Annotated in this window: 26 protein-coding genes; 6 read left to right on the plus strand and 20 right to left on the minus strand. The window is 42.8% G+C overall.

Annotation, left to right across the window (positions count from 1 at the left end; translation table 11 throughout):
* Positions 1-18: 18 nt before the first annotated feature.
* The 4 genes from VGD82_RS04020 to VGD82_RS04035 form a co-directional block, all read right to left on the minus strand.
* Positions 19-963 (minus strand): beta-ketoacyl-ACP synthase III, encoded by a 945-nt coding sequence (locus VGD82_RS04020; protein WP_331019167.1) that lies wholly within the window; start codon positions 961-963, stop codon positions 19-21.
* Entirely contained in the window at positions 960-2,006 is a 1,047-nt protein-coding gene (gene plsX, locus VGD82_RS04025; RefSeq protein WP_331019168.1) for a phosphate acyltransferase PlsX, read from the minus strand. The genes VGD82_RS04020 and plsX overlap by 4 nt, the downstream gene beginning before the upstream one ends.
* Positions 2,007-2,197: 191 nt before the next feature.
* Complete coding sequence (gene rpmF, locus VGD82_RS04030; protein WP_015832088.1) at positions 2,198-2,377, minus strand: 50S ribosomal protein L32; 180 nt, start codon at positions 2,375-2,377, stop codon at positions 2,198-2,200.
* A 154-nt stretch (positions 2,378-2,531) separates the two neighbouring features.
* Complete coding sequence (locus tag VGD82_RS04035) at positions 2,532-3,050, minus strand: YceD family protein (RefSeq protein WP_331019169.1); 519 nt, start codon at positions 3,048-3,050, stop codon at positions 2,532-2,534.
* A gap of 280 nt (positions 3,051-3,330) precedes the next feature.
* On the opposite strand from VGD82_RS04035, the gene VGD82_RS04040 reads away from it, so the two are divergent.
* The 5 genes from VGD82_RS04040 to VGD82_RS04060 all read left to right on the plus strand — a co-directional run bounded on the left by VGD82_RS04040 (position 3,331) and on the right by VGD82_RS04060 (position 9,524).
* Complete coding sequence (locus VGD82_RS04040; RefSeq protein ID WP_331019170.1) at positions 3,331-4,749, plus strand: acetyl-CoA carboxylase biotin carboxylase subunit; 1,419 nt, start codon at positions 3,331-3,333, stop codon at positions 4,747-4,749.
* A 55-nt stretch (positions 4,750-4,804) separates the two neighbouring features.
* Complete coding sequence (gene oadA, locus VGD82_RS04045) at positions 4,805-6,652, plus strand: sodium-extruding oxaloacetate decarboxylase subunit alpha (RefSeq protein WP_331019171.1); 1,848 nt, start codon at positions 4,805-4,807, stop codon at positions 6,650-6,652.
* 67 nt (positions 6,653-6,719) lie between these two features.
* Positions 6,720-7,301 (plus strand): Maf family nucleotide pyrophosphatase, encoded by a 582-nt coding sequence (locus tag VGD82_RS04050; RefSeq protein ID WP_331019172.1) that lies wholly within the window; start codon positions 6,720-6,722, stop codon positions 7,299-7,301.
* Positions 7,302-7,362: 61 nt separating this feature from the next.
* Positions 7,363-8,808 (plus strand): DUF4139 domain-containing protein, encoded by a 1,446-nt coding sequence (locus VGD82_RS04055; RefSeq protein WP_331019173.1) that lies wholly within the window; start codon positions 7,363-7,365, stop codon positions 8,806-8,808.
* Entirely contained in the window at positions 8,808-9,524 is a 717-nt protein-coding gene (locus VGD82_RS04060) for an SAM-dependent methyltransferase (RefSeq protein ID WP_331019174.1), read from the plus strand. Before VGD82_RS04055 ends, VGD82_RS04060 begins: the two co-directional genes overlap by 1 nt.
* Here the strand turns inward: VGD82_RS04060 and rnhB are convergent.
* The 16 genes from rnhB to VGD82_RS04140 form a co-directional block, all read right to left on the minus strand.
* Positions 9,521-10,138: a ribonuclease HII gene (rnhB, locus tag VGD82_RS04065; RefSeq protein WP_331019175.1), complete on the minus strand. Its 618-nt coding sequence runs from the start codon at positions 10,136-10,138 to the stop codon at positions 9,521-9,523. The two genes, VGD82_RS04060 and rnhB, sit on opposite strands and share 4 nt — an antisense overlap.
* Complete coding sequence (gene lpxB, locus VGD82_RS04070; RefSeq protein ID WP_331019176.1) at positions 10,135-11,268, minus strand: lipid-A-disaccharide synthase; 1,134 nt, start codon at positions 11,266-11,268, stop codon at positions 10,135-10,137. The genes rnhB and lpxB overlap by 4 nt, the downstream gene beginning before the upstream one ends.
* A 9-nt stretch (positions 11,269-11,277) precedes the next feature.
* Positions 11,278-12,060: an acyl-ACP--UDP-N-acetylglucosamine O-acyltransferase gene (lpxA, locus tag VGD82_RS04075; RefSeq protein WP_331019177.1), complete on the minus strand. Its 783-nt coding sequence runs from the start codon at positions 12,058-12,060 to the stop codon at positions 11,278-11,280.
* A gap of 47 nt (positions 12,061-12,107) precedes the next feature.
* Entirely contained in the window at positions 12,108-12,578 is a 471-nt protein-coding gene (fabZ, locus tag VGD82_RS04080) for a 3-hydroxyacyl-ACP dehydratase FabZ (protein ID WP_331019178.1), read from the minus strand.
* Between the two features lie 57 nt (positions 12,579-12,635).
* Positions 12,636-13,670: a UDP-3-O-(3-hydroxymyristoyl)glucosamine N-acyltransferase gene (gene lpxD, locus VGD82_RS04085; protein ID WP_331019179.1), complete on the minus strand. Its 1,035-nt coding sequence runs from the start codon at positions 13,668-13,670 to the stop codon at positions 12,636-12,638.
* A gap of 37 nt (positions 13,671-13,707) precedes the next feature.
* Positions 13,708-14,211, minus strand: a complete 504-nt coding sequence (locus tag VGD82_RS04090) for an OmpH family outer membrane protein (protein WP_331019180.1) — start codon at positions 14,209-14,211, stop codon at positions 13,708-13,710.
* A gap of 109 nt (positions 14,212-14,320) precedes the next feature.
* A complete protein-coding gene (bamA, locus tag VGD82_RS04095) occupies positions 14,321-16,645 on the minus strand; it encodes an outer membrane protein assembly factor BamA (RefSeq protein WP_331019181.1) in 2,325 nt (774 codons plus the stop codon).
* Between the two features lie 4 nt (positions 16,646-16,649).
* Positions 16,650-18,017, minus strand: a complete 1,368-nt coding sequence (rseP, locus tag VGD82_RS04100) for an RIP metalloprotease RseP (protein ID WP_331019182.1) — start codon at positions 18,015-18,017, stop codon at positions 16,650-16,652.
* Between the two features lie 36 nt (positions 18,018-18,053).
* The gene (ispC, locus tag VGD82_RS04105) at positions 18,054-19,292 is read right to left on the minus strand and encodes a 1-deoxy-D-xylulose-5-phosphate reductoisomerase (protein ID WP_331019183.1); all 1,239 of its coding nucleotides are present in this window, start codon (positions 19,290-19,292) and stop codon (positions 18,054-18,056) included.
* Positions 19,285-20,109, minus strand: a complete 825-nt coding sequence (locus VGD82_RS04110; RefSeq protein ID WP_331019184.1) for a phosphatidate cytidylyltransferase — start codon at positions 20,107-20,109, stop codon at positions 19,285-19,287. Before VGD82_RS04110 ends, ispC begins: the two co-directional genes overlap by 8 nt.
* Before the next feature lie 37 nt (positions 20,110-20,146).
* Entirely contained in the window at positions 20,147-20,905 is a 759-nt protein-coding gene (locus VGD82_RS04115) for an isoprenyl transferase (protein WP_331019185.1), read from the minus strand.
* Between the two features lie 71 nt (positions 20,906-20,976).
* Positions 20,977-21,534: a ribosome recycling factor gene (gene frr, locus VGD82_RS04120; protein WP_331019186.1), complete on the minus strand. Its 558-nt coding sequence runs from the start codon at positions 21,532-21,534 to the stop codon at positions 20,977-20,979.
* A gap of 118 nt (positions 21,535-21,652) precedes the next feature.
* The gene (pyrH, locus tag VGD82_RS04125) at positions 21,653-22,369 is read right to left on the minus strand and encodes a UMP kinase (RefSeq protein WP_135277080.1); all 717 of its coding nucleotides are present in this window, start codon (positions 22,367-22,369) and stop codon (positions 21,653-21,655) included.
* 171 nt (positions 22,370-22,540) lie between these two features.
* Positions 22,541-23,416 (minus strand): translation elongation factor Ts, encoded by an 876-nt coding sequence (gene tsf, locus VGD82_RS04130; protein ID WP_331019187.1) that lies wholly within the window; start codon positions 23,414-23,416, stop codon positions 22,541-22,543.
* 127 nt (positions 23,417-23,543) lie between these two features.
* Complete coding sequence (gene rpsB / locus VGD82_RS04135) at positions 23,544-24,281, minus strand: 30S ribosomal protein S2 (RefSeq protein ID WP_135277078.1); 738 nt, start codon at positions 24,279-24,281, stop codon at positions 23,544-23,546.
* A 194-nt stretch (positions 24,282-24,475) separates the two neighbouring features.
* Positions 24,476-25,318 carry an HDOD domain-containing protein gene (locus VGD82_RS04140; protein WP_331019188.1) on the minus strand — a complete coding sequence of 281 codons (843 nt, stop codon included), beginning with the start codon at positions 25,316-25,318 and terminating at the stop codon, positions 24,476-24,478.
* 222 nt (positions 25,319-25,540) lie between these two features.
* On the opposite strand from VGD82_RS04140, the gene map reads away from it, so the two are divergent.
* Positions 25,541-26,356: a type I methionyl aminopeptidase gene (map, locus tag VGD82_RS04145; RefSeq protein ID WP_331019189.1), complete on the plus strand. Its 816-nt coding sequence runs from the start codon at positions 25,541-25,543 to the stop codon at positions 26,354-26,356.
* The last annotated feature ends 8 nt before the right edge of the window (positions 26,357-26,364 follow it).

Here is a 26,364-nt window from a genome sequence, read left to right on the forward strand (position 1 = left end):
TATATAGTTAATTGAATATTAATACTTAATTAATGCAGAGCCCCAAGTGAACCCGCCACCAAAAGCTTCCATTAATATCACGTCGCCACGTTTAATGCGACCGTCCTTTACTGCTGTATCTAATGCTAAAGGAATGGATGCTGCAGAAGTGTTGCCATGCCTATCTACAGTTACCACCACTTTATCCATGCTCATCTCTAACTTTTTGGCAGTAGCCTGCAGTATGCGGATATTCGCTTGATGTGGCACCAGCCAGTCAATATCTGATTTCTGCATATTATTGGCAGCAAGCGTCTCATCAACAATCTGATCCAATGTGTTGACCGCCATTTTAAATACAGCATTGCCTTCCATTACAACGGTATCAGGCTTGTCAGCATTACGCGGTACATGTAGCATGTTTTCATAACGACCATCAGCATGCAGGTGGGTGGAAATAACACCCTGCTCACTTGATGCTTGCAGGATAACTGCACCAGCACCGTCTCCCCAAAGGATACAGTTGCCGCGGTCGGTGTAATCAGTGATGCGCGAGAATGTCTCAGCGCCGATGACTAACGCACATTTAGCACCGCCAGCTTTAATAAAGTTATCCGCTGTAGTCAACGCATAAACAAAGCCACTGCAAACTGCTTGTATGTCGAATGCTGGACAGCCTGATATATCCAGTTTCTTTTGCACCATTGTTGCCACGCTAGGAAACACTTTATCTGGTGTAGTGGTCGCAACAATAATTAAATCAATATCATTTGGCGTCACACCTGCACTTGCAATTGCACTTTTAGCAGCTTGAAAAGCTAAGTCGCTTGTAAATTCGCCTTCGCCTGCAATGTGGCGTTCGCGTATTCCGGTGCGTGTAAAAATCCATTCATCGGTAGTATCTACCATATGCTCTAAATCAGCATTGGTAAGTATTTTGCTTGGTAAATAGCTACCGGTACCTGCTATACGAGAAAATATCATTGCATATCCTGAGAGTTTTTTACAGCCGAACTCGGTTGTAAATGTTCAATTTCCAGCTGCTCGGTAATACGACGCAGCACTCCGCTGCGCGCTTCTTCTATTGCCACATGAATCGCAGAGTAAAAAGCTACGCGATCTGCACCGCCGTGACTTTTAACTACAATGCCACGCAAACCTAAGAAGCTTGCACCATTGTAACGGCGTGGGTCTAAGCGATTTTTAAAAGCTTTGAGTACCGGCATCGCACAAAGTGCCATGAGTTTGGTTAACCAGCTTTTTTTGAATTCTTGGGTTAAGAACTTACCCATCATATGCGCCAAACCCTCTGTGGTTTTCAGCGAGACATTACCCACAAAGCCATCACAAACAACTAAATCGGTGGTTCCTTTAAAGATGTCGTCACCTTCAACATTACCATAAAAGTTTAAATGGCTGGCTTTAAGTAATTCACCAGCCTGTTTGACTACTTCATTGCCTTTAATATCTTCCGAGCCAATGTTTAGCAAGCCCACTGTTGGGCGCTCTTTATGTTCTACACAGCTCACCAGCATAGCGCCCATGATGGCAAATTGATACAGGTGCTCAGGCGTGCAGTCGGCATTTGCACCTAAATCCAGCATGTAGGTGTTACCTTTTTCACTAGGTAAGGCAGATGCGATTGCCGGGCGATCAATGCCAGGCAAAGTTTTTAACACAAATCGTGCTGTTGCCATGAGTGCGCCGGTATTACCCGCACTGACACAGGCGTTAGCTTCACCGCTCTTAACCAAATTAATGGCAACGCGCATGGAGGAGTCTTTTTTATTCTTCAGGGCGCTTTGCGGCGACTCGTCCATGGTGACCACTTCAGTGGCATGGTGAATGCGCAGGCGCGGACTAACTGTTGCTTTGTGCGCCTTAAGTTCTGCCTCTATGACATCACTCAAGCCCACTAAAACAATATTTAACTCAGAATCTGAACTTAATGCTTTTAATGCCGCCGGCACTGTTACGTGGGGGCCGTGATCGCCACCCATTGCGTCGATTGCAATTGTAATATCCATTACTTTATACTCAATCTGAATAGTAAGAGTTTAATCGGAACATCGCTGCCATCAGCTAGCAACATGATTAATTAGGTGCACCATTAAAACATAACGCCGCTCCAAGCTAATGGAGCGGCGTTATGTTTCCTGTACTGCCAAACAATTCAATCTACACCAAAGTTGTTATTGAGATTGTTCGCCGAGTAGATTTACTCGCCTTTTGATGGCAATACTTTACGGCCACGGTAGTAGCCATTAGGACTAATATGGTGACGCAAGTGCGTTTCGCCAGTAGTTGGCTCAACTGCTAATGGTGGATTTGTCAAAAAGTCGTGCGAACGGTGCATACCGCGCTTTGAAGGTGTCTTTTTGTTTTGCTGAACTGCCATAATAAACTCCAATAAAATGATTAAAACATCATCTCAATTACTTGTAAATCGATGCATATAAATGAATAACGCATCACTAATTTAAGATTACACTAAATAACTAACCCGTAATAATAATACAAAACATTAGTTTTGTCAGCCAATACTATATATTTTAAGATTTAATTAATCCTTTTAATGCAGCAAACGGGTTGGACTTCTCACCACTTTGCATTGTAACTGGCGCGCAATCATCCTCATGCACTGGCGCAATTGGTAGCGCAATTATAACCTCATCTTCAATAAGCAACTTAACATCCATTGCCTGACTAACCTCTTGAATGTCAAAATCATCACCGGCTTCCGCTTCAACATCATCTAGCGTGTCCGCATCTACATTGCTAATTAAGTAGTGAAAATTCAGCGCCAAAGCTAAAGGCATGTCAGCCAGGCAGCGCTGACAGGATGTTGCTAGGCTGGCATTTAGCGCCAAATGCAAAAAACATTGCCCAAGCACATTCTTCTCACCCTCCAACACAAACTCAATCTCGCCAGCCTGCATGGTGGCTTTTGTTTGCTGCGAAGCAATCAGCTCGCTTAACCTAGGGAAATCAGAAAGCGGAAGCTTGGCTTGCAGGCGCTCACCACGAGCTGCAAAGGCCAGATTGTCTATTAAGAAATTTTGATTAGTCATTTTTTATGCTTTAAATTAAATTGAATTAAGTTGGGTGAAATTATCCTAGATAATGGGCAGCACAGGTTAAAAAATCCCAGCATAAATACAAAGTCTTTAGCCAATCAATCAGATGCATGGGTATCACCACGGTTATTTGGCACTTAATTTGGGTGGCCAAAATCACTTTTCATACCAAATTTAGCGCTTAAATTCGCACTGGGGATTCAGCAATCAAGGCTCCCATGTTACAATTGCGCTGTTTTTGTAACGATATTTAATAAAATTAAGGCTTACCTACGTGTTCAAAAAAATTCTAGTTGCTAACCGCGGTGAAATTGCAGTACGTATTGTGCGCGCATGCTCTGAGATGGGCATCAAATCTGTGGCGATTTATACAGATGCAGACCGTCAGGCTTTACATGTTAAAAAAGCAGATGAAGCTTATCATATCGGTGCGGACCCTGTTGCCGGCTATTTAAATGCGCATAACATTGTTAATTTGGCAGTGGCTGCTGGTTGTGATGCACTGCATCCTGGCTATGGCTTTTTGTCTGAAAATCCAGAATTAGCTGAGATTTGCGAACGTCGCGGTGTTAAGTTTATCGGCCCTAAGGCTGATGTCATTCGCCAAATGGGCGACAAGATTCAAGCACGTAATGCAATGACTAAAGCAGGCATTCCGTGTACACCAGGCAGTAACGGTAACTTAAAGAACTTAGAAGAAGCCGTAGCGCTTGCTAGCAAGATTGGCTACCCTGTTATGCTCAAGGCAACTAATGGTGGTGGCGGTCGCGGCATTCGTCGCTGTGATAATGAAAAAGAATTGCTAGGCAACTATGATCGCGTGATTAGTGAGGCAAGCAAGGCTTTCGGTAAACCTGAAGTGTTTATTGAAAAATGTGTTGTGTCGCCGCGTCATATTGAAGTGCAAGTGTTGGCTGACTCTCAAGGTAATGCTATCCACTTATTTGAGCGTGACTGTTCAATACAACGCCGTAACCAAAAGTTAATTGAAATTGCACCATCACCACAGCTTTCACAAGCGCAGCGCGAGTATATTGGTGGGTTGGCAGTAAAAGCTGCCAAAGCGGTTGGCTATGAAAACGCGGGCACGGTTGAGTTCTTGCTGGATTCTGACAATACGTTCTACTTCATGGAAATGAATACACGCTTGCAAGTGGAACATACTGTGACAGAAACGATCACAGGTATTGATATTGTGCAGGAACAAATCCGCGTAGCTTATGGCTTGCCTTTACAGTACAAACAAAAAGACGTGTCCTTTAGAGGTTACGCAATGGAGTTCCGTATTAATGCGGAAGATCCTAAAAATGGATTCTTGCCAAGTTTTGGTAAAATTACACGTTATTACGCGCCTGGTGGCCCAGGTGTGCGTATGGATGCAGCTATATTTAGCGGTTATGAAATCCCGCCCTACTATGACTCTATGTGCGCCAAGCTAACCGTTTGGGCGCTGACATGGGAAGGCGTGATTGAACGCGGTCGTCGAGCATTAGACGACATGATTATTTACGGTGTGAAAACGACCATCCCTTATTACCAAGAAATTCTTAAGCACCAGGAATTTAGGGATGCTGAGTTTAATACCAGTTTTGTAGAAATGCATCCGGAGTTAGCAAACTACGCTAATGAAATTCCGCCAGAGCTAATCGCAGCAGCGATTTCAGCGGTAATTGCGGCGCACGAAGGTATTTAACAAGATTTTCAAGTATTTAAAATTAATTTTAACCTTAGATTGATAGATTAAAAATATGGCAAAAGTATCTGTTACTGAACTAGTTTTACGCGATGGTCACCAATCGCTTATAGCAACCCGCATGCGCACTGATGATATGCTACCAATTTGTGCAAAGCTTGATGCTATTGGCTTTTGGTCGCTTGAAGCTTGGGGCGGTGCAACATTCGATGCATGTGTACGTTTTCTTAAAGAAGACCCATGGGGACGTTTAGCTAAGTTGCGTAAAGCGTTACCTAATAGCCGCATTAAAATGTTGCTGCGCGGTCAAAACTTGTTAGGTTACCGCCACTATTCTGATGATGTGGTACGTGCTTTCGTACAAAAGTCAGCCGATAACGGTGTAGACGTTTTCCGTATTTTTGACGCAATGAACGATTTGCGTAACATTCAAACTTCCGTTGAAGCTGTTAAAAAGCTAGGCAAACATGCTGAAGGCGCGATTGCTTACACTACAAGCCCGGTACATGATGTTAACTACTTCGTGCAGTTGGCAAAAGAATTGGAAGCCATGGGTTGCGACACGATCGCAATTAAAGATATGGCAGGTTTACTCACACCTCAAGGTACTGGTGAATTGGTTAAGGCATTGCGTAGCGCGGTGAACTTGCCAATTCAATTGCATAGCCATGCGACTTCAGGCTTGTCTGCAATGAGCTTACTTAAAGGCATTGAGGCTGGTGCGAGCATTATTGATACCTGTAACTCATCTTTTGGTGAAGGTGCGAGCCATTCATCTACTGAAAGTTTAGTGGCTGCATTACAAGGTACTGAATACGACACAGGTTTAGATTTAGCTGCATTACAAGAAATCACTGCTTACTTTAGAGATGTGCGTAAGAAATACTGGCAGTTTGAGAGTGAATTTACGGGCGTTGATACCAGAGTTCTTGTTAACCAGATTCCTGGCGGCATGATCTCAAACTTGTCTAACCAGTTAAAAGAGCAAGGTGCACTTAATCGCATGGATGAAGTGTTGCAAGAGATTCCTAGAGTACGTGAAGATCTGGGCTACCCTCCTTTAGTGACACCAACATCGCAAATCGTAGGTACACAAGCTGTGCTTAACGTAATGACTGGCGCACGTTATAAATCAATCACTAACGAAGTTAAAAACTACTTCTTAGGTCAATACGGTAAAGCACCTGCTACAGTTAACGAGACAATCAAGCAACAAGCGGTTGGTGATGCTGAAGTGGTTAGCTGCAGACCTGCTGATTTACTCAAACCAGAAATGGCAAGATTAAGCAGTGAAGCTGAACGCTTTGCTAAGTCTGAAGAAGATGTGCTGACTTATGCAATGTTCCCGGATATTGGTCAGACTTATTTGCAAGAGCGTAATGCTGGTTCATTAGTGCCTGAAGTGTTGCTGGATAAAAACGCAATTAAATCTAGCGGCCCAAGATTTGCGCCAAATGAATTTAAAGTGACCCTGCATGGCGAAACATTCCATATAAATGTGACTGGCAGTGGCCACGCAGGTGAAGAGCAACGCCCTTACTTTGTGTCGATTGATGGCATTGCTGAAGAAGTAATCGTTGAAACCTTAAGTGAAATCGAGATTTCTAATGGGGGCAATGCAAGTAGCGGCGGCAAAAGAAAAGTAGCTAGCAACACAAGTAGCGGTCGCCCTCGTCCGTCTCACCCAGGTCATGTAACGACCTCTATGCCAGGTACTATCGTTGCCATTAAGGTAAATGTTGGCGATAAAGTAAAGGCTGGTGATGGCGTATTGGTGATTGAAGCGATGAAAATGGAAAATGAAATCCAAGCTTCAACCACAGGTGTTGTAGTTGCTATCCACGCAGCTAAAGGTGATACCGTGACTCCAGACGAATCTCTACTTGAAATTCAACCTGAATAAGAGATGTTTAATTAACAGACTAAGCCGACGGATACGTACTGTCGGCTTTTTTATTACTACAATAATCATGCACAATAACTTAATCCTTGCTTCATCCTCAATTTACCGACGCGAGCTACTAACACGTTTACAGATTCCTTTTAGCTGCATTTCTCCAGACGTAGATGAAACGCCGCTAGATAATGAGTTACCTCAAGAAACAGCTTTAAGATTAGCTCAAGATAAAGCCATCAAAATTGGTACTACGCATACTGATGCGCTAGTCATCGGGTGCGACCAGGTCGCTACGCTAGATAACATACAACTAGGTAAACCGTTAAATCACGACAATGCGACTAAACAGCTGCGTATGATGCGAGGTAGAGAAGTTATTTTTCATAGTGCATTATGCTTATACAACGCAAAAACCAAGCATATGCAAGCGGCGGTTGTACCTTATGTTGTGCAGTTTAGAAATCTAACGGATGCACAAATTGAAAGTTATTTGCTAAAAGAGCAGCCTTATCATTGTGCAGGCAGCGCTAAATCAGAAGGATTAGGCATTGCAATTATCGAAAGAATGACTGGTGAAGACCCTAACGCACTGATTGGCTTACCACTGATTGCTTTGATTAACATGCTGAATCATGAACAAGTGTCCGTGATATAAATGAACTAAATGCTATTAATTATTGCCACATTTACCCACTCTCACCAAGAAGGAGTTTGTAATGCCCAATCAATATAAATTGATCGTACTTTGCGTACTTTCCGTTTTATCAAGCAATGTTATGGCTACTGATGCAGATGAGGTCACCAGTAGCTTAAATGATCAGCAGTCTGTTGCAGTCACTATCTACAATGGCAATCTGGCGTTAGTTAAAGATCAACGCAAAGTTAAATTAAACAGCGGCTTAAACAATCTGGCACTACGTGACGTAAGTGCACAAATCAGGCCGGAAACCGCCTTATTGCGCAGTATTAGCCATAAGGGCAGCTTAGATACGTTAGAGCAGAATTTTGATTTTGACTTACTTACACCACAAAAACTACTAGAAAAGTATGTAGGGAAAATAGTACGAGTCATTAGCACGAACCCTGCTACAGGTGTAGAAAACAGCGAGCAAGCTTCTGTATTATCAGCAAACAACGGCGTCGTGATGAAAATCGGCAATCGTATTGAAACCGGCATGCCGGGCCGCATTGTGTATGACAATGTACCTGTCAATTTACGTGATCGTCCTACCCTGATTACCAAGCTAAATAATAAAACAGCTGGCGAGCAATCTGTTGAGCTAAGCTATTTAACTGGCGGTTTAGACTGGAAAGCTGATTACGTTGCAGAGCTAAGTGCTAAAGAAGACAGCCTCGATTTGTCTGGCTGGGTTACTTTGACCAACACCAGTGGCACCAGTTATCAAAATGCGAAATTGCAATTAGTGGCCGGTGATGTTAACCGCGTACAAGAGAACCACCCTCGTGCGATGAGCATGAGAAAAAGTCTGGAGATGGCGGCTGATGCTGCAGCACCTATGGCTGAAGAGTCGTTGCTCGAGTACCATTTATACAGCTTGGATCGCCCAACCACGATTGCGGAAAATCAAACCAAGCAAGTTGCCCTGCTCTCAGCGGCACAGGTGCCGGCACGTAAAGAGCTAGTGTTGCGTGGTGCTGACTATTATTACAACGCAAGCTATGGCGATTTGGGTCAAAAGTTAAAAGTTGGTGTATTTGTAGATTTTGATAACAAAGAAGCTGCAAAATTAGGGGTGCCATTACCTAAAGGGGTGATGCGCGTCTATAAAAAGGATAGCTTAGGTAATGCTCAATTTGTAGGTGAAGACCGTATCGACCATACACCTAAAAATGAAACAGTACGGCTTAAGCTTGGCGAGGCATTTGATGTAACCGCAGACAAAAAGCAATCTGACTTCAAAACATTACCACGCCCGACCAAGGGCACCAGTATGTTTGAGAGCGCATATGAGATTGTTATCAAAAATGCAAAAAAAGAACGTGTTACTGTTAGCGTGCAAGAACCGATTCCAGCCGATTGGAAAATAACAAAAGAAAGTCATCCTAGTCAAAAAGTCACTAGCAATACTGCAATGTGGAAAATTGATGTGCCTGCAGAAGGTAAGGCTACATTAAGTTATCGAGTACAAGTGAAATATTAATGATTAATCAAAAAACAGGAACCCTCTACTTTATTCCGGTCACCTTAGGTGAAGACAATATCACCAAGGTTTTGCCAGCAGAAGTGGTGAGCATTGCGCAGCAATTAGATGAGTTTATTGTGGAGAATGAGAAAACCGCGCGTCATTTCTTAAGTACCATTAAGCATAGCAAACCGATACGTGAGCTTTTGCTTAAACCATTAAATGAGCACACAAGCGATAAAGAACTACCGGCATTATTAAGCTCACTGATAGCAGGTAAAGACGTTGGCTTAATGAGTGAGGCTGGATGCCCGGGTATCGCAGATCCTGGCGCAAAACTAGCTGCACTTGCTCACCAAAAAGGGATTCGCGTTACTCCGCTTGTCGGTCCCTCCTCTATTCTGCTCAGTTTAATGGCAAGCGGCTTGAATGGGCAGCGTTTCACTTTTTTAGGTTACTTACCTAGCGATAAAGCCGCGCGCGTTATTCAATTGAAGGAAATTGAAAAGCGCTCAAAACTGCAAGAAACACAGATATTTATCGAAACACCTTACCGTAATCAGCATATGCTTGAAGATATACTTAACACCTGTAATGGTGAAACCAGAGTATGTATTGCCTGCAATATTAGCTGCAGTGATGAGCTAATTATCACAAAACGTGTAAAAGAATGGAAAACAGCAGTCCTGCCAGATTTACATAAAAAACCGACTGTGTTTTTGCTATTGGCTTAGTTAGCTTCAATCAGCGCTCGCACAGGTGCATAGCTGCGCCTGTGTACAGGTGACACGCCATGTTGGCGTAACAATGCTATATGTGCGGCTGTGGGATAGCCCTTGTGCTGCGCAAAACCATACATAGGGTATTGCTGATCTAACTCATACAATGCAGCATCACGCGCGGTTTTGGCCAAAATGGATGCTGCAGAAATCGCTTGTACTTTGCTATCACCTTTAACGATAGCCTCACACGGTAAGCTGATTTTAGGGCGTTGGTTGCCATCCACCTGCACTAGTAACTGAATTGATTGCATACCTGCTAACCTAGCCTGTACAGATTCACTCGCTTCTATTGCTTCAATAGCACGCTTCATTGCCAACAAACTGGCTTGCAAGATATTGATTTCGTCAATTTCCTCTACCGTACTATATGCAATGCTCCAAGCTAAAGCGTGCGCTTTAATTTCGAGCGCCAGCGCATCGCGCATTTTTTCACTTAGTTTTTTTGAGTCAGCTAAGCCTTGAATTGGCTTTTCTGGATCAAGTATCACTGCGGCAGCATATACAGCACCAGCTAGTGGGCCGCGCCCTGCCTCGTCAACGCCACAAATTAACTGAAATTGATTCATTTCAAATGTGAGAGCACAGCAATTGCTGCTTTTTCAGCCGTATTTTGTTTCAATTGATAATGAATGTCAGTAAATTCACTTTTAATGGTGGCAAGTTTTTCTTTATCGTTAACCAATTCCAGCGCTGCTTGAGCAATTTTTTCAGCAGTTGCGTCATCTTGCAATAACTCAGGTACGACAAACTTCTCTGCCAGTATATTAGGTAAACCTACATATGGCTGTAAGCGCATGCGCTTGAGTAGTTGCCAGCTTAGGTTAGACATTCGATAAGTAATCACCATCGGCTTTTTGAGTAATGCAGCCTCAAGTGTTGCGGTACCAGAGGCAACGATGACTACATTAGACGCCTCCATTGCATCATGTGCATGTCCAAACAGCAACTGAATCGGCAGTGCTTCAGGCTCATTAAAAATAGCCAACTCAAAAATACGTCGTGTTTCACGTGTAATCAATGGCACCAAAAATATGGCATTAGGTTGCTGCGCGTAAATTTGCTTTGCAGTCTGCACAAACAGGTTCGCATGCTGTTGCACTTCACTTTGACGGCTACCCGGCAGCATGGCTACAATCAATGCACTGGCATCTAGTTTTAAAATCTCGCGTGCACCAGCTACGTCAGGCTCAATTGGTAGCATATCCGCTAATGGATGACCGACATAAGCGACAGGCACGCCCTTTTCTTTAAATAAAGCAGGCTCGAAAGGAAACAGTGCCAACACTAAGTTGACGGCTTTCTTAATCTTATTGATGCGATTCTTACGCCAAGCCCAGATAGATGGGCTCACATAGTGAATCGTTTTAACCCCTTTATTTTTAAGTTTTCGCTCTAGCCAAAAATTAAAATCAGGCGCATCGATGCCAATAAATAAGTCTGGAGGATCGCTTAAATAATGATTAAGTAGTTCACGACGTAGCTTTAGTAAGCCCCATAAATGCTTAATTACCTCAAGGTAACCACGTACCGAAAGCCGCTCAATTGGGTAAAGTGATTTAGCGCCTTCGCTAATCATTTTAGGCCCAGCAATACCGATAAATTCAATATCTGGACGTTTTTGTTTAAGTGCTTGTATCAGGTGACTACCAAGTAAATCACCTGAGGCTTCTCCAGCCACAATGCCAATTCTAACCATAATGTGGGATTAACGGACGATGCCGCGAGTAGATACGTTCAGAAAATCAGTTAACAGCCCGATTTCTGGTGTTTTTGATAACATGGCTTCTAGTTCAACTTTAGCTTCTTCTAAAGTTAAACCTTTGCGATAGAGTGCTTTATAGGCACGTTTGATTTGCAAGATACTCTCAGGTGAAAAACCACGGCGCTTTAAACCTTCAGAGTTAATGCCATGTGGCTTGGCATCATAACCGGCCGCCGTCACATAGGGTGGAATGTCTTTAAACACCACAGAGCCTACTGCAGTAATCACATGTGAGCCAATTTTGCAGAACTGATGCACCAGCGTGAATCCACCTAAAATTGCATAGTCATCCATATCGACGTGACCAGCAAGTGATGAATTGTTAGCTAAAATGGTATGGTTACCAACTTGGCAGTCATGTGCAATATGCACGTATGCCATAATCCAGTTATCGTTACCTATTTTAGTGGTGCCTTTATCTTGCACGGTGCCGCGATTAAAAGTGCAGAACTCGCGAATGGTATTATTATCGCCAATCTCAAGTAAAGTCGGCTCGCCTTTGTATTTTTTGTCCTGCGGTGCCTCACCTAGTGATGAGTACTGAAAAATCTGATTGTTTTTACCAATAGTCGTTGGCCCATTAATCGCAACATGGCTAGCAACACGTGTGCCTGCATCAATCTTTACATGCGGCCCTATCACAGAATATGCGCCTACTTCAACGCTGGAGTCTAGCTCTGCTGAAGCATCTATGATTGCGGTTGGATGAATTTTTGCAGTATGCATTTTGACTTCACTTATTCTTTGTATGCGATGTAGCGCTAATTAATATCTTATTTCTCAATGGCTTTTAGTATGCACATCATTTGTGCTTCAGCGACAATGGTCCCATCAACTGTAGCGACGCCAGAGTATTTCCAAATACCCTTTAGAATTCGGTCAATTTTTACATTTAATACGATCTGATCTCCAGGAGATACCGGTTTTTTAAAGCGAGCACTATCAATGCCAGCAAAGTAATAAACAGAATCATCCGTAGGTTTAGTGTCCATCGTCTTGAAAGACAATATGGCAGCGGCTTGTGCCATCGCCTCAACAATCAAAACACCAGGCATTACTGGGTGATATGGAAAGTGTCCTGGAAAGTACGGCTCATTAACGCTCACGTTTTTAATTGCAGTGATTTCCTTACCCAGCTCTAAAGACAGCACGCGATCAACCAATACAAATGGATAACGATGCGGCAAATGCTCTAAAATTTCATGAATATCCATACTAGTCGTAGTGGTTGCATTATTAGTCATATTAATCTCGGTTTACTTCTTTTAAAGAGTTTTATCGTTAAGCTTTGAATATGAAGATTACTTTTCTTTTAACAAAGCAATTTCATTTTCAAGCTGTTTAATTTTTGCTGCAAAGTCATCCAAATGACGAATCTTTGCCGCTGTGTTTAGCCATGCCTTGTGTGTTTGAAAAGGCATGAGTGCGGTATAGGTGTCCGCAGTCATCAATGATCGCGTAATCATACTACCTGGTGAAACTGTGACATGATCGGCTATTTCCAAGTGCCCCAATATCATCGCTGCACCGCCTATTTTACAGTGTTTGCCAATCCGCGCGCTGCCTGCTACACCTACACAGCCTGCAATTACGGTATGCGCCCCAATTACACAGTTGTGGCCAATCTGAATTAAGTTATCGAGCTTAACACCCTCCTCGATAATGGTGTCATCAATAGCACCGCGATCAACCGTAGTGTTGGCACCAATGTCCACATTGGCATGAATCACCACCCGACCGACTTGAGGTATCTTAAGCCACTTGCCGGCTTCTTCAGCATAGCCAAAACCATCTGAGCCTATAATCACACCTGAAAAGATATGGCAATTCTCACCAATTTCACAATGGTGCTTAATGACGACATTTGGTTCCAAGCGCGTTCTTGCGGCAATCTTTACATCATTTTCAATCACGCAACCACTAGTAATAACCACATGCTCGCCTAATGACACATTTTCCCCAATAACAACTAGTGGGCCAATGCTACAAGATGCTGGAATATCAGCTGACGCGTGGATAACGGCAGTTTCATGAACACCAGTTGGCACGACAGCTAACGGGTTTAGAAAGGCTGATAGCTTTGCAAAGTAGGCGTAAGGATTATCAACGATAATCTTTGGTTGTGTTGTGAGGCTTGCGTGCGCTTCTTTCATGATAAAAGCACTAGCATTACTTGCAGCCAGTGCTTTTTGATACTTGCTATCATTAAAGAAGCTAATGGAGCCTGCTTGAGCATTGGCAATAGAAGATACTCTACTGATTAAAACACCGCCATCACCTACAACATGACCACCTAGCGCACTAACAATATCGTTAAGTGAATATTGCTGACCCATACTTAGCTCGAAAAAGTAACGTTATCAAACAAACTGCTTATTTCTTACCAAGCAATTTTAATACTTTGTCTGTAATGTCAATTTTTTTACTTGCGTAAGCAACGCCGCTATACACTACTAAATCATAACCTTCTGCTTCAGATACTGATTGAACAGCTTTGTTGATACGATCCTGTAAAGACCCTAGCTCTTCATTTTTACGTAAATTGATATCTTCACGTAACTCACGTTGTTTACGTTGGAATTCAATTTTAATATTTTGTGCATCACGCTCTTTAGTGCGGCGTTCAGATTCAGAAAGCGTTAAACCTTCTTTATCTAGTACTGTTTCAATATCTTTAATTTGCTTGGCCATGCGCTCAAGCTCTTGTGAACGTGGGCTAAATTCTTTTTCTAATTTTTTACCACTCTCAGCTGTTTGAGGTGCATCCTGCAAGATTTTATCCACTTGTACATAACCAACTTTTAATTCTGCTGATTGAGCACTTGCAGCGAATGTGATTAAACTTGCAACTAATAAACTTTTTAAAAACTGACTCAATTAATTTCTCCTAACGCTGTACTGCACATGTGTGCATCATTATGCCATAAGACAACTAATCGAATAAGCGGCTAGTGCCCTTATTCGATACAATTATGTATAAATCTCTCTAGAACTGTTGACCAAGCTGGAACTGAATTGTCTGCGTATTATCGCCAGATTTACTATTTAATGGCTTAGCAAACACTAATTTCAATGGTCCAAACGGTGATACCCAGCTTAAACCTAAACCAGTAGAATAGCGCAACTCACCAAAATCATAAGAGTCGTTAACACCAAAGACATTACCTGCATCCGCAAATGCACTCATTCTGAATTGTTTAGAGTCTTTTAAGCCTGGAATTGGAATATACAATTCAGCATTACCCAACATACGTTTTGTACCGCCTAAAGCAAAATCGTTGCCGGTTGTAGAGTCGATACCACGTGGCCCCAATGAACCATTGGTATAGCCTCTTACAGAGTTTACGCCACCCATGTAAAAGTTTTTAAAGAATGGATAATTTTTATTGCCATAAGAGTCAGCATACCCAATCTCACCGTTTAACATCAAGGTGTAGCCAGTAAATAGCTCTTTAAACCATGCATGTTTATAGTCAATTTTGTAGTACTCTAAATCGAGTACAGGTATAGAAACCTCGCCAGACAATCTTTGCAACACACCTTTGGTGGTAAACATGATGCTATCTCTAGAGTCATGCGTCCAGCCTGCGCTTGCTACAATAGAGTTGCTGGTACAACCACTCGCTTTTTCGCAGAAGTCTTTATATTGTTGCGGGCTTTGAGATGTCAAATCCACTGAGGTGAAGTCAGCAGCAAGGCCAAAGTTAATGCCATCACGCTCATTTAATGGGATGCCAAACCTAACACCACCACCATATGATGAGGTGTTATAAGTACCAATATTTAGCGAACTGGTATTAACATCACGGCGATACACATCAATACCGCGGCTTACGCCATCAGGTGTGAAATAAGGATCAGTGTAAGACAGTGAGTAAGTGGTATTAACTTTACCAGTATTTACCTGTGCGCTGACACGATTACCGGTACCAAGGAAATTGTTTTGATTGACGGTAATACCGAAAACCACGCCCTCGTTACTAGATAAACCTGCACCAAACTGTACGCTACCTGTAGATTTTTCTGTCACGCTGATATTCAAATCAACCTGATCAGCAGTACCTGCTACTGCAGGAGTTTCCACATTAACGTCAGAGAAAAAGTCAGTACGTGTAATTCGCTCTTTTGAGCGGTTAATTTTATTAGACGCATACCAAGCAGACTCTAGCTGACGCACCTCACGGCGAATTACTTCATCGCGGGTACGTGTATTACCTACCACATTGATACGTCTTACATATACACGTTTGCCTGGATCCACAAAAAAGGTAAATGCAGCAGTGTGTTTTTCTTTGTTGATATCAGGCACTGGGTTCACATTCGAGAATGCATAACCATCGTTACTTAGCCTATCACTAATCGCTTTGCTCGTTTGTGTCACTTTTTCACGGCTAAAGGTGTCGCCAGCCTGCACTTGAATCAATTGGCGCAGTTCATCTTCAGGCACTAATGTTTCACCAGCCAATTTCACTTCTGAAATAGTATATTTTTCGCCTTCAGTAATATTGATGGTGATGTAGATGTCTTTTTTATCTGGGGTAATTGAAACCTGTGTTGAGTCAATATTAAACTCAAGATAGCCCTGGTTCATGTAAAACGAGCGCAAGGTTTCTAAATCGGCATTTAATTTTTGCTTGGAATACTGGTCATCTTTATTCCACCAGCTCATCCAGTTAGGTGTGGTCAGCAAAAACTGTGCACGAAGATCTTCAATTGTGTATGCCTTGTTACCAACGATATTAATATCGCGAATCTTAGAAACAGCACCTTCTTCGATATCAAAGCGCACAGCTACGCGATTGCGCTCTAGTGGGGTTACTACAGTTTTTACCGTAGCACCATATTTACCTTGAGATAGGTATTGGCGCTTAATTTCCTGTTCTGCACGGTCCAATTGTGACTTATCAAAAATTTGACTTTCCGCAATACCAACTTGTTTTAAGCCTTCTTTCATTTTGTCTGTTGGAAATGACTTGTTACCACTGAACTCGATTTGTGCAATGGCGGCACGCTCCTGCACTGTGACAATTAGCACATTATTTTCGGCTTCAATTCGTACATCCTTGAAAAAACCAGTGCTATATAGAGACTTAATCGCTTGCGATGCGAGATCATCGTCCATAATTTCACCGACTTTAACAGGCAAGTGACTAAACACAGTACCAGCTTCTGTTCTCTGAATGCCTTCTACTCTAATATCTTTAACTTGAAATGGTTCAAGTGCCATCACTGAGCCAGCATATAAGCTAGAGACAAGCAATAACATAGATTTAAGTTTTAATTTAGGGTGTTTCAAATTTTGAATTGCCATTCAATCAGCCTGTTATCAATCTATTTATATCGTTATAAAACGCCAAAACCATCATAAATGCGAGAATCAGCACGCCTATTCTTTGCCCTATATTCATAACGGCTTCAGATACAGGGCGCCCTGTAAAAAATTCAACCATATAATACATGAAATGCCCACCATCTAATATGGGAATCGGTAATAGATTGAGCACGCCAATACTAATACTGATTAGCGCAAGGAAGCCGATAAAGGCTTTTAACCCCATATTTGCACTCTGCCCCGCATAACTGGCAATAGTCACCGGGCCACTCATACCCTTCCAAGACACATTACCCAACACCATGTTACCTAGCATCTTCAAACTGAATGTAGCGGTGCCCCATGTTTTCTCTACAGCTTTTAACAATGCACCGGCACCTGAATAATGCGTAGTAATGAACAGTTTATCTAACTCGTTTTGCGGCATATTAAAGCCAGCGCCGATGCGGCCTATTTTTTCACCTTTTTCTACCACTGCCTCTGGCGTGATATTGAGTTTAATTGTCTGACCATTACGTTGTGCCAGCAATGTCATTGGCATTTCAGGGTGTGCTCTAATTTCCTTAACAAAAGCATCCCAATCACTTACTTTTACTTGGTTGAGCTCTAGTACTAAATCTTTAGTTTTCAATCCACCTTGCTCTGCCGGGCTGCCCTTTATCACCTCCCCGATCTCAGCTGGGAGAGCAGGCATTGCAACTACAAACCCAATTTTTTCCAATACGTCTTGTTTTTCATCTTCTAGGTTAATGCTGGATACATTAAGGTGATAAGTCTTGACTTCTTGTTGCGGGTTAATGGTCTGTACATCAATAGCAGTCTTTTTGAGTGACTCTTTTAATAAAAGCCAACGCGCATCTTGCCAACTCACTACGCCTTGATGATTGATGCTTTGAATAACTTCTCCAGCTTGTAGATTTTGTTGGGCTGCTGGGCTATTTTCCACCAGTTTACCGACGACTGGTTTCAGTCCAACAACGCCAGCCATGAATAAAACCCAGTACAGAAAAATGGCAAGTAACAAGTTGGCGAATGGCCCCGCTAATACGATAGCCATCCGTTTACCCAAGCTTTGCCTATTGAGTGAGCGTGACAAGTCTTGATCAGCAGCCTGCGGTGCATCAGAGAGAGGCTCTTCCCCGAGCATTTTCACGTAGCCACCTAGTGGAATCGCTGCAATTACATATTCAGTTTGGTCTTTACCAAATTTTTTACTCCAGAGCGGCTGACCAAAGCCAATAGAAAACTTCAACACCTTAACACCGCACCACCTGGCAACCTGAAAATGACCATATTCATGCACGGTGACCACTATGCCTATAGTTATTATAAAAGCGAATGTTGTTAGCATGGGGTAAGTTTATGTAGATTGAAATGTGGCATGTACTTAATGAGTGTCTATCGATGCGGTTAACCAGTCTCTTGCTACGCGTCTAGCCACAGCATCCACATCAACCAGTTGAGGTATTGAGGTCACCGCTTCGATATCGGATGTGCTTAGTACTGACTCAATAAGCGCTGGTATTTGCATAAATTTAATTTGGTCAGCAAGAAATGCCTCAACTGCAACCTCATTTGCAGCATTGAGGATGGCAGGTGCAGTACCACCTGCATCCAAGGCTTCATAAGCAAGGCGCAAACAAGGAAACATGTTCTGGTCTGGCGCACAAAAATCTAAACGCCCTATTTTTAACAAATCTAAACTACTAACACCACTCACCAAGCGATCTGGGTAGCCTAAGCCATAAGCTATGGGCGTGCGCATATCTGGGTTACCTAACTGCGCTAATACACTACCGTCGTTGTACTCAACCATTGAATGTATAACGCTTTGCGGATGTACTACCACTTCGATTTGTGATGAAGTTGCATTGAACAACCAATGCGCCTCAATTACCTCCAGCCCTTTATTCATCATAGTGGCAGAGTCGATGGTGATTTTGGGGCCCATCACCCAGTTTGGGTGGTTTAAGGCTTGCGCACGCGTTACGTTACGCAACTGTTCTATAGTGGCGTTACGGAATGGGCCACCTGATGCCGTGAGCAAAATGCGCTTCACGCCCATGTCAGCTAATATGCGCGTACGCTGATATGGCATGACTTGAAAAATCGCATTATGCTCGCTATCAATAGGCAGCAAGGTTGCGCCACCGTCTATCACGGCCTGCATAAACAAGCTGCCTGCCATCACCAATGTTTCTTTATTGGCCAATAAAATACGTTTACCGGTTTTTGCCGCAGCCATCGCAGGGTGCAGGCCAGCTGCGCCAACAATTGCTGCCATAACTACATCAACATCCGGATGCGATGCAACCTGACTGAGTGCATCCTCACCCTGCAGCACTGTTGTTGCTATTCCGGCATTTTTAAGCTGTGCCTCCAAGGCTGAAGCCGCGGTTGGAGACAACATGACAGCATAGAGAGGTTTATACTTAACACATAAATCAAACAGACCCTGCACGCTGGTGCTGGCTGTTAACGCAAATACACCAAAACGATCAGGATGTTGACTAATCACATCTAAAGTTTGTGTTCCGATTGTGCCAGTTGCGCCTAGTATCGTTACTTGCTGTATCTTGCCTTGTGTGTTTAAACCCACATTATCAACTGACGACACACTAACCATGCAGATTAAACCCTGAGAAATGTAAAAGAGAAATAGAAAGTAAGATCATTGGTAACGTTGGAATAAATCCATCAATCCTGTCTAAAATACCGCCATGACCTGGTAATAACTGACCACTATCTTTTAATCCGGCTTGGCGTTTCATTAATGACTCAACAAGATCGCCCATAATGCTAAATAAAACCACTAGCCACAAGGCGAAGACTAGCCAAAGGCTATATTGGTGGTAGTAACAAAGTAAACCACCGTAAACAGTTACCGCAGCCAGCGCCCCTAATACCCCTTCCCATGTCTTACCTGGGCTGATGTTAGGTGCTAGTTTATGACGGCCAAAGCGCTTTCCAGCAAAGTATGCGGCACTGTCTGCCAAGCTTACAGTTGCTATTACGCCAATTAACAGCCATGGGTTAATTTCATGCAACCCCTCGAGCGCGACCCATGTAGCGCTAATAAGTAAAATCCCTAAAATGCTCATCATGAAGCGTTGTTGGCACGCTTTGCGCTGGCCTAGCCATAAAGGTGCAATTGCAATCCAAAACAATGCAGAAAGGCTCAGTAAGCTTAGCTCAATATAGGCCTGATATGGTGCAAGTGCAGTATGCTCTAGTGACAGCAAGCAAATACTAATGATAGCCGTAATGACAACGTAGGCAATAGACTGTGGGCGGCTAAGCTTAATTAGCTGCGCCCACTCATTGACAGCAAGTAGCGATATCCCAAGCGTTACTATCGCCCATACCTGTTTTGATGCTAAAAATACAGTCAATAACAGGCCTGTAACCAACAATATTGCGGTAATTACTCGGGTTCTTAGCATTTTTATATCATTATATTAATTAGAGTTTGAACGAGCTTTAACGTGGAGACTCTGAAAGTTGCTCGCTAGTGCGCCCAAAGCGACGCTCACGCTGCTGATAGGATTGAATTGCTGCGTTAAATGCAGATTCATTAAAGTCTGGCCACAATGTATCTGTGAAGTAGAGCTCGGTGTAAGCCAATTGCCACAATAGGAAATTGCTAATACGCTTTTCACCGCCAGTGCGTATGAATAAGTCCGGCTCAGGCGCATAGCTCATTGAAAGATAAGGCGTTAGGTGGGTCTCATCGTAAGCACCAGCCAGTTCAGGCTCGGCCTTTTGCATTTTAGTCACTGCTTGCAATATATCCCAGCGACCACCGTAATTAGCTGCAATAGTTAATACCAGCCCTGTATTGTTTGCAGTTAACTGCTCTGACGCTTCGATTTTTTCAATAAGACTGGCATCAAAACGGCTACGGTCTCCGATCATGATGAGCTTAATATTGTTTTGGTGTAGCTTACTCACCTCACGTTTAAGCGCCTCCATAAACAAAGACATTAGAAAAGAAACTTCTTCTGGTGGGCGACGCCAATTTTCACTGCTAAAGGCAAACAAAGTGAGGTATCCCACTTTAAGCTCTATACATTGCTTCACGATGTCCCGCACGGTTTCTACACCACGCTTATGGCCCGCAATACGTGGTAAAAAACGCTTTCTTGCCCAACGTCCGTTACCATCCATAATGACTGCGACGTGCTTAGGCACCTCAGAAACTGGAGGCACACGCTGCGTAGCACTTGAGAATAAAGCCAATTAATACCCCAAGACTAAATGCGTAAAGAAATTGCAATTAAAATGTGTCACCGCATTCACCATTTTTATAATTACACAGCCATTAAATCTGCTTCTTTTACCTGAAGCATCTTATCGACTTCGGCAACCGCTTTATCTGTTGATTTTTGCACTTCATCCTGTGCACGGCGCTCATCATCTTCAGAAATGGCTTTATCTTTCACCAACTTCTTAAGTGCATCGTTTGCATCACGGCGTACGTTACGTATGGCTACTTTCGCGCCCTCACCTTCTGTACGTACGATCTTTGTTAGATCACGACGACGCTCTTCAGTCAGCATTGGCATTGGTACACGAATTAAATCACCGTTAGTTGCTGGATTTAAACCTAAGTCACTGTCACGAATCGCCTTTTCTACTTTAGCGATCATGTTTTTTTCATATGGCTGTACATTAATAGTACGCGCATCACCTAAGTTAACGTTGGCAACTTGGTTAACTGCAACCATTGAGCCGTAATACTCAACCATCACGTGGTCCAATAAACCAACATGCGCACGTCCAGTACGAACTTTAGCTAAGTCATTCTTTAATGCCTCTAATGACTTCTGCATTCTTAAATCGGCATTCTTTTTCACATCTTCTAACATTTATTTCTCCAACTCAGTTTTCACGCTACAAACTGATTTATTTGTTAACTTTACTCTAACTCCAGAATGTATCATCTACATTCATCAAAGCCTTACTGCAGCTGCATATGGCAAACAATTATGGTAAGACCATTGTACCTTCGTCTTCACCCATTACCACTTTTTTCAAAGCACCCTGTTTGAAGATGCTAAATACAGAAATAGGTAATTTCTGATCACGACATAAAGTCAATGCTGTTGCATCCATCACTTTTAGATTTTTGGAAATTGCTTCATCAAAGCTAATGGTTTTGTAGCGCATCGCTTCTGGATTAGTTTTAGGATCGTCGGTGTAGACGCCATCAACCTTCGTTGCCTTAATTACGATTTCAGCGTTAATCTCCATACCGCGTAGTGCCGCCGCTGTATCTGTAGTGAAGAATGGGTTGCCGGTACCTGCGCCAAAAATCACGACGCGCCCCTCTTCTAGATAGCGAATCGCTTTACCACGAATATACGGCTCAGCTACTTGCTCAATGCTCAATGCGGATTGCACGCGTGCATTGAGGCCTATATTTTTCATTGCATCTTGTAATGCCATCGCGTTCATGACAGTTGCTAACATACCCATGTAATCGGCGGTTGCTCTATCCATGCCTTCTGCAGCTGGCGCTACGCCACGAAAGATATTACCACCACCAATGACGACTGCAACTTGCACGCCTAAATCAACTACTTCTTTGACTTCACTTACAATTCTGGTGATGGTTGCGCGGTTAATGCCATAAGCATCATCGCCCATTAAGGCCTCGCCAGAAAGTTTAAGTAAAATGCGCTTATAAGCTGGTGCAGACACGAGGACTCCTCAAATTTTAAGTTTGCTTATTTAAGCATAAAATAACGCACTTAGGCACAAAAATAAGCCACGGAAACGCAAATTGAATGCTTATTTTTTATTAAAAAAAATGGACTAAGCAGCTTGCTTAATCCATTTTATTTTTTAAAGGCAATTAACCTTTATCGTTAATTACACTTTAGCTGCTGCTGCAACCTCTGCTGCGTAATCAACAACAGCTTTCTCAATGCCTTCACCAACTGTGTACATTGTGAATGAAGCAATTGTTGCACCTTTAGATTTAAGCAGTTGCTCAATCGTGAATTTGTCATCTTTAACAAAAACTTGACTTAACAGTGTTACTTCTTTCAGGAATTTTTGCACAGTACCGTCTGCAATTTTTTCCAACATTGCTTCTGGCTTACCAGCTTCTTTAGCTTTTTCGATAGCAACACGACGCTCAGCTTCAATCAAGCTTGCATCAATGCCAGAAGCGTCTAATGATTTTGGTTTTGCTGCAGCAATATGCATCGCAACATCTTTAGCTAAAGTATCATCACCACCAACGATGTCTACTAAAACACCAATACGGCTACCGTGCACGTAGCTTGTAAGTTTACCTTGTACTGCTGGGCGTACAAAGCGACGTGGCGTGATGTTCTCACCAATTTTACCTACCAATTGTGCGCGAGTCTCTTCTGCAGTTGAAGCAGCCATAGCCAGTGCACCAACTTCAGCGATATCAGTTGCAGAGCTAGCAGCAATCACGCCAGCTAATTCATTTACATATTTCAAGAAGTCTTCATTTTTAGCACAGAAGTCTGTTTCAGAGTTAACTTCAACCATCGCGCCAGATTTACCATCAGCGCTAATGCTAATACCAACAGTACCTTCAGCAGCAACACGGCCAGCAGCCTTGCTAGCTTTGTTACCAAAACGTACGCGCAAGATTTCTTCTGCACGTGTCATGTCGCCTTCAGCTTCAGTTAATGCTTTTTTACAGTCCATCATTGGCGCATCTGTGCGCTCACGTAATTCTTTTACCATACCTGCGGTAATTTCAGCCATTTTAAACTCCTTAATATTCACATATTGCATTAAAAATGCAAATTAACAGTTTGATTTAATTATATTTTTATATCTAAATTATCAAAATCAAAAAGGGGCCTTAAGCCCCTTTTTTAAGCAGAGTTAATTATTCTGCAGCTGACTCAGCTACTTCTTCACTAGCTGATTTAACAATCTCAGTAATTACTGAGCTACGACCTTCCAATACCGCATCAGCGATACCGCGAGCGTACAAACGAATTGCACGGCTAGAGTCATCGTTACCAGGAATTACGTAAGCAACACCGTCAGGTGAGTTGTTTGTATCAACAACACCAATCACTGGAATGCCTAATTTAGCAGCTTCAGTAATCGCACCACTTTCGTGACCAACGTCAATAATGAAAATAGCGTCAGGTAAGCCGCCCATTTCTTTAATGCCGCCGATAGAACGCTCAAGTTTTTCAACTTCGCGTTTGTAGCCTAATGCTTCTTTTTTACCGAATTTTTCCAAGCTACCGTCTTGCAACATTACTTCAAAATCTTGCAGGCGTTTGATAGATTGTTTAACTGTTTTAAAGTTAGTTAGCATACCGCCTAACCAACGGTGATTTACGTAAGCACAACCTGCACGTGTCGCTTCTTCTTTAACAATATCACGAGCTTGGCGTTTAGTACCTACGAATAAAATACGACCCTTGTTAGCAGCCAATGTGCGCACATGTTTAAGTGCATCTTCAAACATTGGTAATGTTTTTTCAAGGTTTACGATATGAATTTTGTTGCGGTCACCGAAAATGAACGGTGCCATTTTTGGGTTCCAGTAACGAGTTTGATGGCCGAAGTGAACTCCAGCTTCCAGCATTTGACGCATGGTTACAGACATGTTAAATCTCTCTTCTAAAGGGTTATCAATTCACACAACACCAGAAACACCCAGATACAAATCCAAGCACCCTAGAATGGGTTGTATGTAAATTAGCCACTCACCAAATTAATGACGAATGTTTTTGCAAGAAAATGCAAAGGCGGGATAATAACACCAAGTGACTGAGTTTGCTAGGCTTTACTGCACATATTTTAAGATTGCTGTGCATCAGGCACGCCGACCACACGCATTACCTTATCTACATCCAAGCGCAGTAGTTCAGATATGTCTCGATAATCATCTGGCAGCGCTGCATCATCCCAGCCATTGGCCGAGTGTCTAGCCAAGTTTACTGCAAGCGCAACATTTCTGACGCGTTGCTCAGCAGATGCGCCATCCTGCATTAGCCTGCCAAGCAGCGGTGGCAACTGAAAGATCTCAACCAACTGAACTTGTAAATCATGCAGTATAAAACCCAACACTTCCTGCTGCACTACTTTGCTACGTAAAGCTTTGTCTGCTGCTTGCATGCTATGAATAAGATTCATTTTTTCTGGTGCATAACACCACATCAGCATTTCAGATAAGTCATGCAGCAGCGCTGCAATCAGCACCTCTTCCGCATGCAAATCATTTAAGTGCGCAGCCCACTCAACTGCAAAATTGGCGGCCCGATGCGCTCGCTTAATCAGCTTAAGCAACTGCATTAACGCCGTTAAGTTGGCTTTTAGTGCATCTTCGACCAGCGGCACTGGTGGAATGTTTCTAAAAAAAGTACCGGTACCCATCATCATAATAGCTTGCTCTACTTGAGCTAGGTCCTGCAACTGGCTGCGAGATTTATGCTTTTGAGCGTAACTAAGCACCTTAAAAACCATCATCGGATCATTAAGCACGACATTGGTGATTGCGCGGGCACTTAGGTTGTCTTCATCTTCTTGCAGACGTCCAATCTCACGCGCTGTTTGCTTAAGGACAGGGATTTCTGCAGCTTTCAAGAAAGTTACCCATGCATTTAAATCTCTTGCTGCCAAGTCTACGGGTATCGCCACCATGTACCAATCTCCTTTTTTGTTGACTATATTACATCTTACATTTTTAATCTGAAACAAAATCTATAAAAATAAAGACCTCTATAATCAATCCACCATCGATTAATCCATCAACACAATGAGTTATGCTTAGTATGGTATACCAAGCAAAATTGTAGGTGGCGCCTCAAAAACAGATGGATATGCTATGATAAAATGACATATTAGTAATCTTCAATAAAACTCATGGCAATCTCAATTAAAAACCAACACGATATCGAAAAAATGCGTATCGCAGGCCGATTAGCATCTGAAGTGCTAGACTTCATTACACCTTATGTAGTGCATGGTGTAACAACTGAGGCGCTGGATAAACTCTGCCATGACTATATCGTTGATGTACAGAAAGCAATTCCCGCACCGTTAAATTACGCACCGGATGGTCACAAACCATATCCAAAATCCATTTGCACTTCTATTAATCAGCAGATTTGCCATGGTGTTCCTAGCGATAAAGTCCTAAAAAATGGCGATATCGTCAATATTGATATTACCGTGATCAAAGATGGTTACCACGGCGATACTAGCCGCATGTTTTATGTAGGTGAAGCATCAATACAAGCAAAACGTTTGTGTGAAATCACCTATCAGGCAATGTGGTTAGGCATAAACAAAGTAAAACCTGGCGCAACATTAGGTGATATAGGTTTTGCCATACAAACGTTTGCCGAAAAGAGCGGCTACACTGTTGTACGTGAATTTTGCGGTCATGGCATAGGCACCGTGTTTCATGAAGAGCCTCAAGTGCTGCATTACGGCCGACCTGGGGCGGGACTTAAGCTACAGGCAGGTATGATGTTTACGATCGAACCAATGATTAATGCAGGAAAGCGTGATATCAAGCAAATGCCGGACGGTTGGACTATTGTGACCAAAGACCGAAGTTTATCTGCACAATGGGAACACACTATTTTAGTGACAGATACAGGCTATGAAGTAATGACGCTATCTGCAGGCTCCCCACCTCCTCCAGCTTTCATTACCAACCCAACAAGCACTTAATGCCAAAT

This window comes from Methylotenera sp. (genome assembly GCF_036401095.1).
In the GTDB taxonomy this organism is placed as follows: domain Bacteria; phylum Pseudomonadota; class Gammaproteobacteria; order Burkholderiales; family Methylophilaceae; genus Methylotenera.